Annotated in this window: 15 protein-coding genes; 12 read left to right on the top strand and 3 right to left on the bottom strand. The window is 62.4% G+C overall.

Features of this window, described 5'->3' with window-relative positions:
- Position 1: 1 nt before the first annotated feature.
- Positions 2-1,129 carry an ABC transporter permease gene (locus CXK96_RS10780; RefSeq protein WP_102836465.1) on the top strand — a complete coding sequence of 376 codons (1,128 nt, stop codon included), beginning with the start codon at positions 2-4 and terminating at the stop codon, positions 1,127-1,129.
- Here the strand turns inward: CXK96_RS10780 and CXK96_RS10775 are convergent.
- Positions 1,126-1,425, bottom strand: a complete 300-nt coding sequence (locus tag CXK96_RS10775) for a hypothetical protein (protein WP_102836464.1) — start codon at positions 1,423-1,425, stop codon at positions 1,126-1,128. The two genes, CXK96_RS10780 and CXK96_RS10775, sit on opposite strands and share 4 nt — an antisense overlap.
- A 334-nt stretch (positions 1,426-1,759) precedes the next feature.
- On the opposite strand from CXK96_RS10775, the gene rfbB reads away from it, so the two are divergent.
- From rfbB to dctM, 9 genes are all read left to right on the top strand, one after another.
- On the top strand, positions 1,760-2,830 hold the full coding sequence (gene rfbB, locus CXK96_RS10770; protein WP_102836463.1) for a dTDP-glucose 4,6-dehydratase: 1,071 nt from the start codon (positions 1,760-1,762) through the stop codon (positions 2,828-2,830).
- Positions 2,827-3,699, top strand: coding sequence for a glucose-1-phosphate thymidylyltransferase RfbA (gene rfbA / locus CXK96_RS10765; protein WP_102836462.1), 873 nt, complete (start codon positions 2,827-2,829; stop codon positions 3,697-3,699). Before rfbB ends, rfbA begins: the two co-directional genes overlap by 4 nt.
- The gene (gene rfbC, locus CXK96_RS10760) at positions 3,696-4,241 is read left to right on the top strand and encodes a dTDP-4-dehydrorhamnose 3,5-epimerase (RefSeq protein WP_102836461.1); all 546 of its coding nucleotides are present in this window, start codon (positions 3,696-3,698) and stop codon (positions 4,239-4,241) included. Before rfbA ends, rfbC begins: the two co-directional genes overlap by 4 nt.
- Positions 4,238-5,149, top strand: coding sequence for a dTDP-4-dehydrorhamnose reductase (gene rfbD / locus CXK96_RS10755; protein WP_102836460.1), 912 nt, complete (start codon positions 4,238-4,240; stop codon positions 5,147-5,149). Before rfbC ends, rfbD begins: the two co-directional genes overlap by 4 nt.
- A 112-nt stretch (positions 5,150-5,261) precedes the next feature.
- Positions 5,262-7,061 carry a sensor histidine kinase gene (locus CXK96_RS10750; protein ID WP_102836459.1) on the top strand — a complete coding sequence of 600 codons (1,800 nt, stop codon included), beginning with the start codon at positions 5,262-5,264 and terminating at the stop codon, positions 7,059-7,061.
- 1 nt (position 7,062) lies between these two features.
- Complete coding sequence (locus CXK96_RS10745; protein WP_102836458.1) at positions 7,063-8,454, top strand: sigma-54-dependent transcriptional regulator; 1,392 nt, start codon at positions 7,063-7,065, stop codon at positions 8,452-8,454.
- Between the two features lie 382 nt (positions 8,455-8,836).
- Positions 8,837-9,832 carry a C4-dicarboxylate TRAP substrate-binding protein DctP gene (gene dctP / locus CXK96_RS10740; RefSeq protein ID WP_102836457.1) on the top strand — a complete coding sequence of 332 codons (996 nt, stop codon included), beginning with the start codon at positions 8,837-8,839 and terminating at the stop codon, positions 9,830-9,832.
- Between the two features lie 239 nt (positions 9,833-10,071).
- Positions 10,072-10,698 carry a TRAP transporter small permease gene (locus CXK96_RS10735; protein WP_102836456.1) on the top strand — a complete coding sequence of 209 codons (627 nt, stop codon included), beginning with the start codon at positions 10,072-10,074 and terminating at the stop codon, positions 10,696-10,698.
- Complete coding sequence (dctM, locus tag CXK96_RS10730; protein WP_102836455.1) at positions 10,699-11,979, top strand: C4-dicarboxylate TRAP transporter large permease protein DctM; 1,281 nt, start codon at positions 10,699-10,701, stop codon at positions 11,977-11,979.
- 62 nt (positions 11,980-12,041) lie between these two features.
- Here the strand turns inward: dctM and CXK96_RS10725 are convergent, their stop codons facing one another.
- Positions 12,042-12,650, bottom strand: coding sequence for a 2OG-Fe(II) oxygenase (locus CXK96_RS10725; protein ID WP_102836454.1), 609 nt, complete (start codon positions 12,648-12,650; stop codon positions 12,042-12,044).
- Positions 12,651-12,757: 107 nt separating this feature from the next.
- On the opposite strand from CXK96_RS10725, the gene CXK96_RS10720 reads away from it, so the two are divergent.
- Positions 12,758-13,510 carry a hypothetical protein gene (locus tag CXK96_RS10720; protein WP_102836453.1) on the top strand — a complete coding sequence of 251 codons (753 nt, stop codon included), beginning with the start codon at positions 12,758-12,760 and terminating at the stop codon, positions 13,508-13,510.
- Between the two features lie 25 nt (positions 13,511-13,535).
- Here CXK96_RS10720 and CXK96_RS10715 read toward each other — a convergent pair whose 3' ends face one another.
- Positions 13,536-14,474, bottom strand: coding sequence for an alpha/beta hydrolase (locus tag CXK96_RS10715; RefSeq protein ID WP_102836452.1), 939 nt, complete (start codon positions 14,472-14,474; stop codon positions 13,536-13,538).
- An 86-nt stretch (positions 14,475-14,560) separates the two neighbouring features.
- Between CXK96_RS10715 and CXK96_RS10710 the strand changes: the two genes are divergently transcribed.
- On the top strand, positions 14,561-15,178 hold the full coding sequence (locus CXK96_RS10710) for a DUF6436 domain-containing protein (protein WP_102836451.1): 618 nt from the start codon (positions 14,561-14,563) through the stop codon (positions 15,176-15,178).
- Positions 15,179-15,187: the final 9 nt, after the last annotated feature.

Genomic DNA, 15,187 nt, shown 5'->3' with positions numbered 1-15,187 from the left:
CATGGCTAGCATTCGGCGCAAGCTCAGCAACATCATCCAGCTCGGCCTCAAGGAGCTGCGCAGCCTCTACCGCGATCCGGCGATGCTGGTGCTGATCATCTATTCGTTCACCCTGGCCATCTATGAAGGCGCCACCGCCGTGCCCGAGGCGCCGCACCGCGCCAGCATTGCCGTGGTCGACGAGGATCGCTCTCAGGCCTCGCTGCGTATCATCAACGCCTTCCAGCTGCCCTACTTCATCGAGCCCAAGGCCATCACCCTGCAGCAGATGGACAGCGGCATGGATGCCGGCCTCTACACCTTCACCCTGAACATCCCGCCAAACTTCCAGGCAGATTTACTGGCCGGTCGCCAGCCGACAATCCAGCTCAATGTCGACGCCACCCAGGTCAGCCAGGCGTTCACGGGCGCCGGGCATATCCAGCAGATCATCGCCAGCGAGACCGCCGAGTTCGTCCGACACTACCGCAGCGGCGATGCACTGCCGGTCAAGGCAGTGGTGCGCACGGCGTTCAACCCCAACCTGAATCGGGCCTGGTTTGGCGCCGTGAACGAGGTGATCAACCAGATCACCATGCTGGCGATCATCCTCACCGGCGCTGCGCTGATCCGCGAGCGTGAGCACGGCACCATCGAGCACCTCTTAGTGATGCCGGTGACGCCCGTCGAGATCATGGTGGGCAAGGTCTGGGCGATGGGGCTGGTGGTGCTGGTCGCCGCGGCGTTCGCCCTGCGCTTCGTGGTCGAGGGTTGGCTCGACATTCCGATTCAAGGCTCGCTGTTGCTGTTCGCCGGTGGCGCCGCGCTGCACCTGTTTGCTGCCACGTCCATGGGCATTTTCTTCGGCACGGTGGCGCGCTCCATGCCGCAACTGGGGCTGCTGGTGATCCTCACGCTGATCCCGTTGCAGATCCTCTCCGGTGGCGTGACCCCGCGCGAGAGCATGCCGGCGCTGATCCAGAACATCATGCTGGCGGCGCCGACCACCCATTTCGTTGAGCTGGCGCAGGCCATTCTCTTTCGCGGCGCCGGCCTCTCGATGATCTGGCCACAGCTGCTGGCGCTGCTGGGAATTGGCGCGGTATTTTTTCTCGGTGCGCTGTCGCGGCTGCGGCAGTCGTTGCGTTAGCGGTCGTAGCCGGTAGACGGGTCCACCTCGGGCGACGGCTGCAGTTCGACCTCGAGAATCGAACCGCCCGCAGCGTGCTCGACGCCGGTCAGCGCGCTGACCAATCGCAGCTGATGATCAAAGTTCGATTGGATCTGCGCCACCCGCGACACCATGCGGCGGCTGGCGATACGTACGGCGGGATCGTCACTGGCCATCATCTCGAACGAGTAGGTGGTCAAAGCCTCGCTCAGTTGCGACAGGCTGCGTGCAGCCATGTTCAGAAACTCGGCGAGTTGCTCGTTACAAGTGTGCATTCCATTGCCACCCAAAGGTTGATATCGCCATGATATTACTGCATTTCTGCCGATTGCCTGCATCGCCGCTATGGTTGAATCGTCACAGCCTCAGGGTTGAGCGCAGACGCGTTCGTGTCATGCACCGCAACTCTATTAGCAAAAACAGGCGAATCGACCCGCGATGCTGGGCAGCGCTCTGGCCAGCGGTTTGCCGGAATAATGCGCTCAGTTACCTTCACAGCCGTTCGAGGCTCAGCGCCATGGACGGGAATTTTTGTATTGTCGGCGGGTCTATCCTGCCGACATGCCAAGAGCCTGTAGCTCTGTAGCGCGCCAAGGAAGCCACTCAATCATGCGCATTCTCGTAACCGGCGGAGCCGGATTCATCGGCTCTGCTCTGATCCGCCATCTGATCCAAGACACCGGGCACAGCGTCCTTAACCTGGACAAGCTGACCTACGCCGGCAATCTCGAGTCGCTGGCCGAAGTCCACAGCAGCGACCGCTATCAATTCCTTCAAGCCGATATCGCCGATCGCGAACGTGTCAGTGAAGCGCTGCTGGAATTCCAGCCGGATGCCATCATGCACCTGGCCGCCGAATCCCATGTCGACCGCTCGATCGACGGCCCGGCCGAATTTATCCAGACCAACATCGTTGGGACTTACCAGCTGCTCGAGGCGACGCGTGCCTATTGGCAGTCCCTGCCAGCCGAGCGCCGTGAAGCCTTTCGCTTCCACCACATCTCCACCGATGAGGTGTACGGCGACCTGCACGGCGTCGATGACCTGTTCACCGAAACCACGCCCTACGCGCCCAGCTCGCCTTATTCCGCGAGCAAGGCCTCCTCGGATCACTTGGTCCGGGCCTGGCAGCGTACCTATGGGCTGCCGGTTCTGATCACCAACTGCTCGAACAACTACGGGCCCTATCACTTCCCCGAGAAGCTGATCCCGCTGGTGATCCTCAACGCGCTAGATGGAAAGCCTCTGCCGGTCTACGGCAACGGCACCCAGGTACGCGACTGGCTGTTCGTCGAAGACCATGCCCGCGCCCTGTTCAAGGTGGTCAGCGAAGGCCAGGTCGGCGAGACCTACAATATTGGTGGCCACAACGAACAGAAGAACATCGACGTGGTGCGCGGCATCTGCGCCCTGCTCGAAGAACTGGCACCGGGGAAACCAGAAGGTCTTGAGCGTTTCGAGGACCTGATCACCTTCGTCAAGGATCGGCCAGGCCATGACCTGCGCTACGCCATCGATGCCAGCAAGATCGAGCGCGAGCTGGGCTGGGTCCCGCAGGAAACCTTCGAGACCGGCCTGCGCAAGACCGTGCAGTGGTACCTGAGCAACCTCGAATGGTGCCGTCGCGTCCAGGACGGCAGCTATCAACGTGAGCGCCTCGGCGCGCTGGAGAACGCATGAAAGGAATCATCCTCGCCGGGGGCTCCGGCACCCGTCTGCACCCCATCACCCTCGGCGTATCCAAGCAGCTGCTGCCGATTTACGACAAGCCGATGGCCTACTACCCGATCTCGGTGCTGATGCTGGCCGGGATCCGCGACATCCTGCTGATTTCCACCCCGCAGGACCTGCCCCAGTACCGCAACCTGCTGGGCGACGGCAGCCAGTTCGGCATCAGCATCTCCTATGCCGAACAGCCCTCTCCTGACGGTCTGGCCCAAGCCTTCCTGATTGGTGAACAATTCATCGGCGATGACTCGGTGTGCCTGATCCTCGGCGACAACATCTTCCATGGCCAGCACTTCACCGAGAAACTGCAGCGCGCCTCAGCGCAGGAAAAAGGCGCCACAGTCTTTGGCTACTGGGTCAAAGACCCGGAGCGCTTCGGCGTGATCGATTTCGACGAGACCGGCAAAGCGCTATCCATCGAGGAAAAGCCGGCGAAGCCGAAGTCCAGCTATGCGGTGACCGGGCTGTACTTCTACGACAACGACGTGGTCGAGATCGCCAAGTCGATCAAGCCCTCGCCACGCGGCGAGCTGGAGATCACCGACGTCAATAATGTCTACCTCAAACGCGGCGACCTGAATGTTGAACGCTTCGGTCGCGGTTTCGCCTGGCTCGACACCGGCACCCACGACAGCCTGCTGGAAGCGTCGCAGTACGTGCAGACCATCGAGCACCGGCAGGGCCTGAAAGTTGCCTGCCTGGAAGAGATCGCCTATCAGCACAAATGGATCGACCGCGATCAGCTGTTGCAGCGCGCCGATGCCCTGGGCAAGACCGGCTACGGCCAGTACCTGTTCAAGCTGGCAGGTGAAGACGCATGAAGGTCGTCGAAACCGCCATTCCTGACGTGTTGATCATCGAACCGAAGGTGTTCGGCGACGAGCGGGGGTTCTTTTACGAAAGCTTCAACGCCGCAGCCTTCGAGGCCGCGACAGGCCTCAAGCGCAGCTTCGTCCAGGATAATCATTCCAAGTCCCAGCGCGGCGTGCTGCGCGGGCTGCACTACCAGATCCAGCAGCCCCAGGGGAAACTGGTACGCGTCGTGGCGGGCGAAGTGTTCGACGTCGCGGTTGACCTGCGCCGCAGTTCGCCAAGCTTCGGCCGCTGGGTTGGTGTCCATCTGAGCGCGCAGAACCAGCGCCAGCTGTGGATCCCGGAAGGCTTTGCCCACGGTTTCGTGGTGCTCAGCGAGAGCGCCGAGTTTCTCTACAAGACCACCGACTACTACGCGCCAGCCCACGAGCGCTCGTTGCTCTGGAATGACCCGCAGGTCGGTATCGATTGGCCGTTCACCGAGCCGCCCCAGCTTTCCCAGAAAGATATCGACGGCAAGGTACTCAGCGAAGCGGAGCTGTTTGCATGAAAATCCTGATCACCGGTAGCGCGGGGCAACTGTCTCGGGAGCTGCAACTGGCGTTGGCCGGTGAAGGGAAAGTCCTCGCGCTGGGTCATAAGCTGCTCGACCTGGCCGAACCGACACAGATCCGTCGACAGGTTCGTCTGCTACGCCCCGATCTGATCGTCAACGCAGCCGCGTATACGGCAGTGGACTCGGCACAAGGCGACCGCGAGCGAGCCTTCGCCGTGAACGCTACCGGCCCGGGTGTGCTCGCTGAGGAAGCGGCAGCCCTGGGTGTACCGCTGATCCATTACTCCACCGATTATGTTTTCGACGGCAGCAAGACCGAACCCTACCGGGAAGAGGATTTGCCAGCTCCGTTGAGCGTATACGGGGCGAGCAAGCTGGCCGGTGAGCAGGCGATTCAGGCTGTAGGTGGGGATCACCTTATCCTGCGCACCAGCTGGGTCTACTCGCTGCATGGCCGCAACTTTCTGCTGACCATGCAGCGCCTGCTACAGGAGCGCGACGCGCTGTCGGTGGTCGATGATGAAATCGGTGCGCCAACCTGGGCAGGCACTATCGCGCAAGTCACCGCAGAGATCGTACGAAAGCGACGTTCTGGCAGCGGTGGACCCGGCGGGCTCTATCATCTGACCGCGAGCGGCGAGACGTCCTGGTACGGCTTCGCCTGTCATATCGCTCAGCACCTGCAGAACCAGGGCCGGCTGCGCGCAAGGATCGAGCCGATCCTGTCTGCCGACTACCCCACGGCAGCTCAGCGCCCGCTCAACTCGCGCCTCAACTGCGCACGCCTGCAGCACGACTGGCAGATTAGCTTGCCGAACTGGGAAACCGCCCTGCAGCAATGCCTTGGCGATAAGCCCCATGCCCGTGAAGAGCACGCCGTTCCTGCTGCGCAAAGCGTCTGATAGCACCGAGAGGCTGGCATCGCCGGTAGAGTTGACTGCACCGCTCAACCAGCCGCAAGCCCCAAAGCTGGCCGGACGTGCATAATGGCGCCCGAACCACAGGCGCATCTGCATGACCTCACCCGATTCCCCCCGCCGCCCTCGCTGGCGCAACCTGGCCGTGGTTGCACTGTTGCTGGCGCCGCTGCTCTGGCCCCTGCAACAGCTGGCCAAAAGTTATTACAGCAACGAGCTGATCGAGCAGAACCGCCAGACGCTCGATCTCTACGTCGCCAACCTGCTCGGCTCGTTGCGCCGTTACGAAGTGCTGCCGCGCATCCTTGGTGATCTGCCGACCCTGCGCACGGCGCTGCGCCAGCCTGACAACCCGGCTGCCAAGGACCAGGCCAACCGCCTTCTGAATCAGCTGCGCAAGGAAACCGGCGCCGACGTCATCTATCTGATGGCCCCCGACGGCAACACGCTGGCGGCATCGAACTGGAACGAAGAAGACAGCTTCGTCAGTCGAAACTTCGCCTTCAGACCCTATTTCAGAGAGGCCATGGCCGGAGAGCTGGGCCGCTTCTTCGGCCTCGGCACCACTTCGGGCAAGCGCGGTTACTATTTCGGGGCTGCGGTCCGTGACGGTGACGAAGTCCTCGGCGTGCTGGTGGTCAAGGTGGATCTGGACCATACCGAAACGCTCTGGGGCAGCACGCCCGAGCAACTGATGGTGACCGACAGTTTCGGCGTGGTGATCCTTACCTCGAAACCGGAATGGCGGTTTCGCGCCAGCCGCGCGCTCGATATTGAAGAGCGCGAGCAGATCGCGTCTGAACGTCCCTACCCCACGCTCAAACCTCGGGATCTGACGCTCGATATCGATACCTGGCTGATCCAGAGCCGCGAACTCAAGGAAACCGGTTGGACGGTGCGCATCCTTGCACCGATCAGCCTGGTCGAGCGCCCCGTGCAGACGGTCGTCGCTATCGGCGCGGCCACCCTCGCCGCGCTCTTGCTGTTGCTTGGCCTGCTGATGCAGCGGCGCCGTCATTATCTCGAGCGCATCGCCCTGGATGCCAAGGCGCGCCAGCAGCTTGAGCGACGTGTACAGGAGCGGACCTACGATCTGGAAGCGCTGAACAGCCGGCTTAAGGAAGAAGTGCTGGAGCGCGAGCAGGCCCAGCAAGAGCTGGTCCGTGCCCAGGACGAGCTGCTTCAGGCCGGCAAACTCTCGGCGCTTGGCACCATGTCCGCCAGCATCAGCCACGAACTCAACCAGCCGCTCGGGGCGATTCGCAGCTATGCGGAAAACGCAGGCGTCCTGCTCGACCAGCAGCGAAACGACGAGGCTCGCGATAATCTGCGCCTGATCAGCGAGCTGACCGCGCGCATGGCCTCGATCATTGCTCATCTGCGCGCCTTTGCTCGACGCGACCGTCATGCACCGGAGCGGGTCGCGCTGCAGCCGGCGCTGGACGACGCGCTGGCGTTGCTGGCCAAGCGGCGCCAGGCCATGGGCGTCGAACTGATTCGCGACCTGCCGGACGCCACGCTCTGGGTACAGGCCGGCGAGACGCGCCTGCGGCAGATCATCTCCAACCTCCTGAGCAACGCGCTGGACGCCCTGGTCGAACGCCCGCCGGTGAGGCGCATCTGGCTGCGCGCCGAGCGCCAGGGCGAGGGCGTGCTGCTGACCTTGCGCGATAACGGACCGGGCTTTTCCGACGAGGCGATGAAACGTGCTCGCGAGCCCTTCTTCACCACCAAGACCAGCGCTCAGGGGCTGGGCTTGGGACTGGCCATCTGCGATACCCTGGCCCGCGCCCTGGACGGTGAACTGATTCTGGCCAACCATCCCGAGGGCGGTGCGCAGATCAGTCTCTATCTGCATTGCGCCGACCCCGGCGTTGCCTTTCCGAGCGAGGACTAGCATGACCCACCCGATCGACCCGCAGACTCAGGTCATCCTGGTCGATGACGATCCCCATCTGCGTAAGGCGCTGAGCCAAACCCTCGATCTCGCCGGGCTCAAAGTGCTCAGTCTGAGTGATGCGCGCGGTTTGCCGGGCATGTTGCCCCAGGACTGGGGCGGCGTGGTGGTCAGCGACATCCGCATGCCCGGTATAGACGGCCTGGAGCTGCAACAACAACTGCACGCAATCGACCGCGAACTACCGGTTCTGTTGATTACCGGCCATGGTGATATCCAGCTGGCGGTTCAAGCCATGCGGGCCGGTGCCTATGACTTCCTCGAGAAGCCCTTCCCCAGCGAGGCGCTGCTCGACAGCGTGCGCCGCGCCCTCGCCCTGCGCCAACTGGTTCTCGACAATCGCAGTCTGCGGCTGGCACTGGCCGACCGTCAGCAGCTGTCGACCCGGCTGCTCGGCCAGTCATCGGCCATGCAACGCCTTCGTGAGCAGATCGGTGCGCTCGCAGGGACCCAGGCAGACGTGCTGATCCTTGGCGAAACCGGCGCAGGCAAAGAGGTCGTAGCGCGCGCGCTGCACGACCTTTCCAGCCGTCGCAACGGGCCGTTCGTGGCAATCAATGCCGGGGCACTGGCCGAGTCGGTGGTTGAAAGCGAGCTGTTCGGGCACGAAGCCGGCGCTTTCACCGGCGCGCAGAAGCGCCGGATCGGCAAGTTCGAGTTCGCCAACGGCGGCACCCTGTTTCTCGACGAGATCGAAAGCATGAGCCTGGACGTTCAGGTAAAACTGCTGCGCATGCTGCAGGAACGCATCGTCGAGCGCCTGGGCGGCAATCAGTCGATCCCGCTGGACATCCGGGTGATCGCTGCGACCAAGGAGGATCTGCGCCAGGCCGCCGACCAGGGGCGCTTCCGCGCCGATCTCTATTACCGCCTGAACGTCGCCCCTCTGCGTATCCCGCCGCTGCGCGAACGCAGCGAAGACTTGCTGTTCCTGTTCCAGCATTTTGCCGAAACCGCCGCCAACCGCCACGCCCTGCCAATCCGTGAGCTGCGCCCTGAGCAGCGGGCGCAGCTGCTCCGGCATGCCTGGCCGGGCAACGTGCGTGAGCTGCAGAACACCGCCGAACGTTTCGCGCTCGGGCTTGATTTGGGCCTCGATGATCACGCTCGCGCTGCTGACGTCAGCGGCGCCGGCGCAGCCAACGGGCTTGGTGAGCAGGTGGACGCGTTCGAACGCGCCCTGATCGCGGCCGAACTGGCGCGGCCCCATGGCTCCTTGCGCAGTGTTGCCGAGGCTCTGGGGCTGCCGCGTAAGACATTGCACGACAAACTTCGTAAGCATGGCCTGGTGTTCAACGATGCTGGCGGAACCCCGCCCGACGAGGGCGAATAGGTGGCGGTTTCCCGCCAACTCACGGCTATGATCGGGGTCGCCCTCCCATCATTGCCTGCCGACAATCTCGCGGCGCGTGTTTTCTGGCTGCAACACGGCCAGCCGCCCATGGCGCGGGCATCCGTATAGAACCTGCAGGCTAGAGCGGCCTAGCTGAGAAATACTCGTCAGTATTTTGCCATCATACGAGTAAACTCCCGCGGCACGGGAGGCCGCTGCCATTTCTGGCACAGCACTTGCTCCCGCTAATCCATGGATCGGCAAGCCGGGCCGTCGTGCGGCGCAACGATGTAATCAATTACGCCTAGACTTGTCTTGCTGGTTTCAGCCGAGCGCCCTTTCCCAATGCGGGTGCTCATTCACAACAAGAGGAAACACAACAATGTTCAAGCTGACTGCTACTGCGCTCGCCTGTGCTCTGTCCCTCGGTATGGCAAGCCTGGCCCAGGCCGCCGACCCGATCCTGATCAAGTTCTCCCACGTGGTTGCCGAGAACACCCCGAAAGGTCAGGGTGCCATCATGTTCAAGAAGCTCGTTGAAGAGCGTCTGCCCGGCAAGGTGGAAGTTCAGGTTTACCCGAACTCGTCCCTGTTCGGCGATGGCAAGGAAATGGAAGCACTGCTGCTGGGCGACGTACAGCTGATCGCGCCGTCGCTGGCGAAGTTCGAGCATTACTCCAAGGGCGTTCAGGTGTTCGACCTGCCGTTCCTGTTCGACGACATTCAGGCGGTTGACCGCTTCCAGCAGAGCGATGCCGGCCAGAAGCTGCTGAGCTCGATGGAAGACAAGAACATTACCGGCCTGGCCTACTGGCACAACGGCATGAAGCAGCTGTCTGCCAACAAGGAACTGCGTGAGCCGAAAGACGCCCGCGGCCTGAAGTTCCGCGTACAGGCTTCCGCCGTACTGGACGAGCAGTTCAAGGCCCTGCGCGCCAACCCGCGCAAGATGAGCTTCGCCGAGGTCTACCAGGGCCTGCAGACAGGCGTGGTCAACGGTGCCGAGAACCCCTACTCGAACATCTACTCGCAGAAGATGCATGAAGTGCAGAAGCACATCACCGAGTCCGACCACGGTCTGCTCGACTACATGCTGATCACCAACACCAAGTTCTGGGAAGGTCTGCCTGAAGACGTGCGTTCCGAGCTGGACGAGATCATCGACGAGGTCACCGTTGAGGTGAACAAGCAGGCCGATGACCTGAACCAGAAAGCCAAGCAGGACATCCTGGCTGCTGGCACCACCGAAATTCTCGTTCTGACTCCGGAAGAGCGTGCCAAGTGGCGCGAGGCCATGAAGCCCGTTTGGAGCAAGTTCGAGAACGACATCGGCGCTGACCTGATCAAGGCCGCCGAAGAAGCCAACAAGGCTCAGTAAGCCTTGCCGGAGGGCAGCCACAAGCTGCCCTCCGCGTCCCGAATAGAGCAATACCCGCGACATCGACAGACCAGTGAAAAGACAACCCAGTCAGGCAATATCAACGGCGCGGCGATCCCGTACCAGAGGCCTGTAAAACAAGAGTTTTTCATTGTTCTGTCACCCGGTCACCCGACCGGCTCATGGCGCACGTTCTGTACGCCCACCGAAACAATGCAATCCATCAGGAGATGTCATCCATGAACGCCCTCTGGCGCGTCTGGGACCACTTCGAAGAAGCGTTTATCGCCTTCCTTCTGGCCGCCATGACATTGGTGACCTTCGTTTATGTGGTCTTGAACAACCTTTACACCGTGTTCTACAGCCTCGGCGATCGCTATGAAGGCGCAAGCGATCTGTTCTTCGCCATGGGTGACTTCACCATTGGTCTGGCGCAAGAGATGACCTGGAGCACGGCACTGACCAAGGCGCTGTTCGCCTGGCTGATCTTCTCCGGCCTGGCATACGGTGTGCGTACCGCTGGCCACATCGGCATCGATGCGCTGGTCAAACTGGTTCCGCGCCACGTCCAGCGCTACATCGGCTTTGTAGCCTGCCTGTTCTGCCTCGGCTATGCAGGCCTGTTTGTGTTTGCCAGCTTCAATTGGATCTCGGCGCTGTTCACCGCTGACATCGGCGCCGAAGACCTCGGTCATTTCGGGGTCAAGCAATGGCACATCGGCATGATCGTGCCGATCGGATTCGCCATGGTGTTCATCCGTTTCGCCGAAATCTTCGTGCGCATCCTGCGCAACGAGCAAACCGGCCTCGGCCTGGCTGACGAAGCCGCCGAAGCTGCGAAACTGGGTGCAGAGGAGCCGAAGTAAATGACTATCCTGTTCCTCTTTGTTGCGCTCTTCGCGCTGATGTTCATCGGCGTGCCGGTGGCCGTTTCCCTCGGACTGGCCGGCTCGCTGACCATCCTGCTGTTCAGCCCGGATTCGGTCACCTCGCTGGCGATCAAGCTGTTCGAGACGTCCGAGCACTACACCCTGCTGGCGATCCCGTTCTTCCTGCTGGCCGGCGCGTTCATGACCACCGGTGGCGTCGCCAAGCGGCTCATCGACTTCGCCAATGCCAGCGTCGGCCATATCCGCGGCGGCCTGGCCATCGCAGCCGTACTGGCCTGCATGCTGTTCGCCGCCCTGTCCGGTTCGTCGCCAGCCACGGTTGCTGCGGTCGGCTCCATCGCGATTGCCGGCATGGTCCGCTCGGGCTACCCCCAGGCATTCGGCGCAGGCATCGTCTGTAACGCCGGTACGCTGGGCATCCTGATCCCGCCATCGATCGTCATGGTGGTGTACGCCGCCGCGACTGAAACCTCCGTGGGCAAGCTGTTCATGGCCGGTGTGGTGCCGGGCCTGATGCTGGGTCTCGGGCTGATGGTGGCGATCTACATCATTGCCGTGAAAAAGAACCTGCCTGCGCTGCCGCGGGCGACCTTCCGCGAGTGGTTGTCCGCCGCACGCAAGGCGGTCTGGGGCCTGCTGCTGATGGTGATCATCCTTGGCGGCATCTACTCGGGCATGTTCACCCCGACCGAAGCGGCTGCGGTGGCGGCGGTGTACTCGGCGTTCGTCGCGCTGTTCGTCTACAAGGACCTGACGCTTCGCGACTGCCCCAAGGTGCTGCTGGAGTCGGGCAAGCTGTCGATCATGCTGATGTTCATCATCGCCAACGCCATGCTGTTCGCGCACGTGCTGACGACTGAACAGATCCCGCAGCAGATCACCGCCATGGTGCTCGAGGCCGGCCTGCAGCCGTGGATGTTCCTGCTTGTAGTGAACATCGTTCTACTGGTCGCCGGTGCCTTCATGGAACCGTCGGCCATCATCCTGATCCTGGCACCGATCCTGTTCCCGATCGCCATAGAGCTGGGCATCGACCCGATTCACCTGGGCATCATCATGGTAGTGAACATGGAAATCGGCCTGATCACACCACCGGTGGGGTTGAACCTGTTCGTCGCCTCGGCAGTTACCGGCATGCCGGTAACTCAGGTGATCCGTGCCGTGATGCCGTGGCTCGCGCTGCTGCTGAGCTTCCTGATGATCATCACTTACGTGCCGTCGATCTCCTTGGCGCTGCCAAACCTGCTTGGCATGTAAAGCACATCGGTCAAACCGTTCCCTTTAGCCCGGCTCGCGCCGGGCTTTTTTTTTGCGCTGCACTACAGCGCGAGCACATCCGCAGGACGCCGGCGAAACCAGCCCGTCAGCGAAAGGCGGTCGGTATGGGTGACTAAGACTTCGTGAGGGAAGTCACCTGACAGGAAAACCAGCAAATCGCCCGCAAGCGGCGGGATGTCGCGCTGAGAACCGTCAGCGAAATGCATGCGCAGCTCGCCACCATCAGCCGGATGCCAATCCGGGTTGAGGTAGACCACCGCAGTAACGCAGCGGCTGTCGTCATCGCGGAAGCGATCCAGATGCGTCTGATAGAAGGCGCCCGGCGGATACAAGGCAAAATGGCATTCAAACTCTTCCAGGCCGAGAAACAGCGTCTGGTTCATGCGCTGTCGAAGCCCATCCATCAGCTCCAGATAGCGGTCACATAAGGGTGACTGGCCCGGCTCGATCCATTGAATCTGGTCGCCACGGATGCCTTCGCGAATGGTTAGCGCGTCGCCGCGGCCGATGCCCGCCGGGGCCAGGGCGCCCTGTGCCTCACGCTTGCGGCACTCTGCTGCCAAACCGAGGGTCAGATCGTCTGACAGGAACGAATGACGAAGCGACCAGCCATGCTCGGCGAGGTCGTCAATGATGGGATCGAACTGCAAGGAAGAGACTCCGAAAGGATTGTTTCGGAGTCTAGCAGCAGCGCTTTCGCGCCTCGACAGCAGCCGTCAGGGCGCTGAAAATAAACTGCCCGCCAACAGGAGCTTCCATGCGCGCTTTAATCGCTTGTGTATTACTTGCCTTCAGCTGCAGCACCCTCGCAGACACCTACGACGAGCTGTACGAAACCGCCGGCTGGACCGAACAACGCGCCAATTTCAGCGATGCCCTGACGGCCGCTCAACAACGCTACAAGAACACTCTGCCGCCGGCCGTTTACCAGGCGCTGGTAACGAACAGCAACCGCCGTTTCGCGGTCAACGCCATCGATCAGCGGGCCAAGCAGGCGTTGCGCGACAACCTCGCCAATCCGCAACCAGCGCTGGACTTTTTCCAGTCGCCGCTAGGCCATAAGGTGGTCGCCGCCGAGACCCTGGCCGGCCGCCGCGAGCAGTTGGCTCGATACGAAAACGGCATCCCGCGCATCGAAGCCGGCAGCAACCGGCAGCTGCTGATCCGCCATCTGGCTCAGGCGATACCCGCCGCCGAAGCCGGGGCGGAGGTCAGTCTGGCATTGGCTGGCGTCGCGGCCGACAGCCTCAGCCAGATGATTCCGGGCCTGCTTGGCGGTGGCCAGGCGCAGGGGCTGCTGGAAAGCCAGCGCGAGCGTCTGCAGCAGCAGGTCGAGAGCGATCTGGACAACACGCTGCTATACATCTATCGCGACCTCTCCGACGCCGAACTGGAGGAATTCGTCCAGTTCGCCCAGTCAGAAGTCGGACAGCGCTATTACAGCGCAGCCCTACAGGCCCTGCGTGCCGGGCTCGCAGTCGGCGTGAGCGGCAACGAGACTCAGGCTTAGGCGTTCTTCCAGCCAGCGCCCCAATCTACTTCAAGCGTTCACTGAGAAACCCGAAGTATTCCCGGCGCAAGGCTTCCTGCTCGTTGACCAGGTGATGCCGCGCCGAGGGCAGCCGAAGAATTTCCGGAGCGGCGAACTTGTCTTGCAGGACCGGCAGGTTGTGTTGCCAGTCGACCGTCATATCGGCCTCCCCCTGAACGATCAGCGGACTGTGCGGACTGGCGGGCGCGCCTTCGATACGCTGAATCCAGCGTGACAGCGCGCCCACCCAGGCAGTCGGCAAGATATCCGGCTGTAGCGGATCGCTGGACTGGATGAACTGGAGAAACGCCGGATCGCCCGAGTTTTCACTGAAGCGCCGCGGGATCTGTTTGACGAAGCGCCGCATCACCTCATAGCTGAAGCGTGACCATCCCCAGGCCCGCGGCCGCACCAAGGGCGCCAGCAGAATGCTCTGTCCCAGCGCAGGGTGCACCGGCTGGCACAGCAGGTAATCCAGCACGATGGCCGCACCCGTGCTCTGGCCCAGCAGATGCCAGGGTTGCGGCAGCTCCATCGCAGCAGCTTCGTGTAATAGGCCCTGCAGCACCGCCTGGTATTCCTCGAATTCGTTGATACTGGCACGTGGCCCGCTGGACAGTCCATGCCCCGGCAGGTCGCAGGCGAGCACGGCAAAGCCCATGCGCAACCCCCAATCCACCACGTGCCGGTACAGGCCCATGTGGTCGTAGTAACCGTGCAGCACCAGCAGCGTCGCCACCGGCTGTTCGGGATACCAGGCCTGAGCCACCACCTCATAGCCGTGCACCTGAAAGCGCCCCAGGTGCCGCTGGATACCGCCGTGGTGAGGCAGATCCAGCCCGTAATAGGCCTGATAGAAGCGTGCATCGGCGGTCAGGTCTGCGGTGTGGCGAAGCGGGCTTAACTGCGCGCGGAGCGCGTCGGGATTGATTCGCGAAGGCATGAGCGGTTTTCTTGCTAGGGGTAAACAGAATATTCAGCTCTGCAGCGCGACGTGGCAAGCTGGCGCATCCATCCAAGAGCTCCGTCATGTCCGTACGCAACAAGTATCTGATCGCGGCACTCGTTGCCCTGCTCTGGGGTGGCGCCATGCTGGCCGCCTTCTGGTGGTTCGATGCACGCTACCTGCGACCCTTCGAGACCGAGCGGGCCGAGCTGTTCTCGGGCGACCAGCTGGCATTGCCCGAGTCGCTGAGCGGTCCCGGGCCGGTTCGTGTGGTGCACTTCTGGGATCCAGCCTGTCCCTGCAACGCCGGCAATCAGCAACACCTGGCCGAGCTGCTGCAACGCTTCGGTGAGCGGGGCGTCAGCTTTTATGCATTGCAAAAGCCGGGTAGCCAGGGCCGTTTGCCGGACCAGTTGGGCGGTCTGCAGGCGCTCGCTAATCTGCCGGGGGCCAGCAGCCTGCCTGCCAGTCCTGCAGTGGGGATCTGGGATGCCGGTGGACGGCTGATCTACATCGGCCCCTACAGCGAAGGGGCCGTGTGCAGCTCCGACAACAGTTTCATCGAGCCCATCCTCGAAGCGGTGCTGGCTGGCCGCCAGGTCAAGGCGACGCACTCGCTCGCGGTGGGTTGTTTCTGTGACTGGGGGCCTTCGCCGGCGGCTGAAGCCGCCGCCAACCAGCGGTCAGCGGATAATCGCTGACCGCCAGCG

It is taken from the genome of Stutzerimonas stutzeri (genome assembly GCF_002890895.1).
In the GTDB taxonomy this organism is placed as follows: Bacteria; Pseudomonadota; Gammaproteobacteria; order Pseudomonadales; family Pseudomonadaceae; genus Stutzerimonas; species Stutzerimonas stutzeri_AB.
This window is presented reverse-complemented; position numbering and strand designations above follow the sequence as displayed.

Coding starts and splice junctions, on each gene's coding strand:
- CXK96_RS10780 (WP_102836465.1), top strand. CDS start 2: ATGGCTAGCATTCGGCGCAAGCTCAGCAACATCATCCAGCTCGGCCTC.
- CXK96_RS10775 (WP_102836464.1), bottom strand. CDS start 1,425: ATGCACACTTGTAACGAGCAACTCGCCGAGTTTCTGAACATGGCTGCA.
- rfbB (WP_102836463.1), top strand. CDS start 1,760: ATGCGCATTCTCGTAACCGGCGGAGCCGGATTCATCGGCTCTGCTCTG.
- rfbA (WP_102836462.1), top strand. CDS start 2,827: ATGAAAGGAATCATCCTCGCCGGGGGCTCCGGCACCCGTCTGCACCCC.
- rfbC (WP_102836461.1), top strand. CDS start 3,696: ATGAAGGTCGTCGAAACCGCCATTCCTGACGTGTTGATCATCGAACCG.
- rfbD (WP_102836460.1), top strand. CDS start 4,238: ATGAAAATCCTGATCACCGGTAGCGCGGGGCAACTGTCTCGGGAGCTG.
- CXK96_RS10750 (WP_102836459.1), top strand. CDS start 5,262: ATGACCTCACCCGATTCCCCCCGCCGCCCTCGCTGGCGCAACCTGGCC.
- CXK96_RS10745 (WP_102836458.1), top strand. CDS start 7,063: ATGACCCACCCGATCGACCCGCAGACTCAGGTCATCCTGGTCGATGAC.
- dctP (WP_102836457.1), top strand. CDS start 8,837: ATGTTCAAGCTGACTGCTACTGCGCTCGCCTGTGCTCTGTCCCTCGGT.
- CXK96_RS10735 (WP_102836456.1), top strand. CDS start 10,072: ATGAACGCCCTCTGGCGCGTCTGGGACCACTTCGAAGAAGCGTTTATC.
- dctM (WP_102836455.1), top strand. CDS start 10,699: ATGACTATCCTGTTCCTCTTTGTTGCGCTCTTCGCGCTGATGTTCATC.
- CXK96_RS10720 (WP_102836453.1), top strand. CDS start 12,758: ATGCGCGCTTTAATCGCTTGTGTATTACTTGCCTTCAGCTGCAGCACC.
- CXK96_RS10715 (WP_102836452.1), bottom strand. CDS start 14,474: ATGCCTTCGCGAATCAATCCCGACGCGCTCCGCGCGCAGTTAAGCCCG.
- CXK96_RS10710 (WP_102836451.1), top strand. CDS start 14,561: ATGTCCGTACGCAACAAGTATCTGATCGCGGCACTCGTTGCCCTGCTC.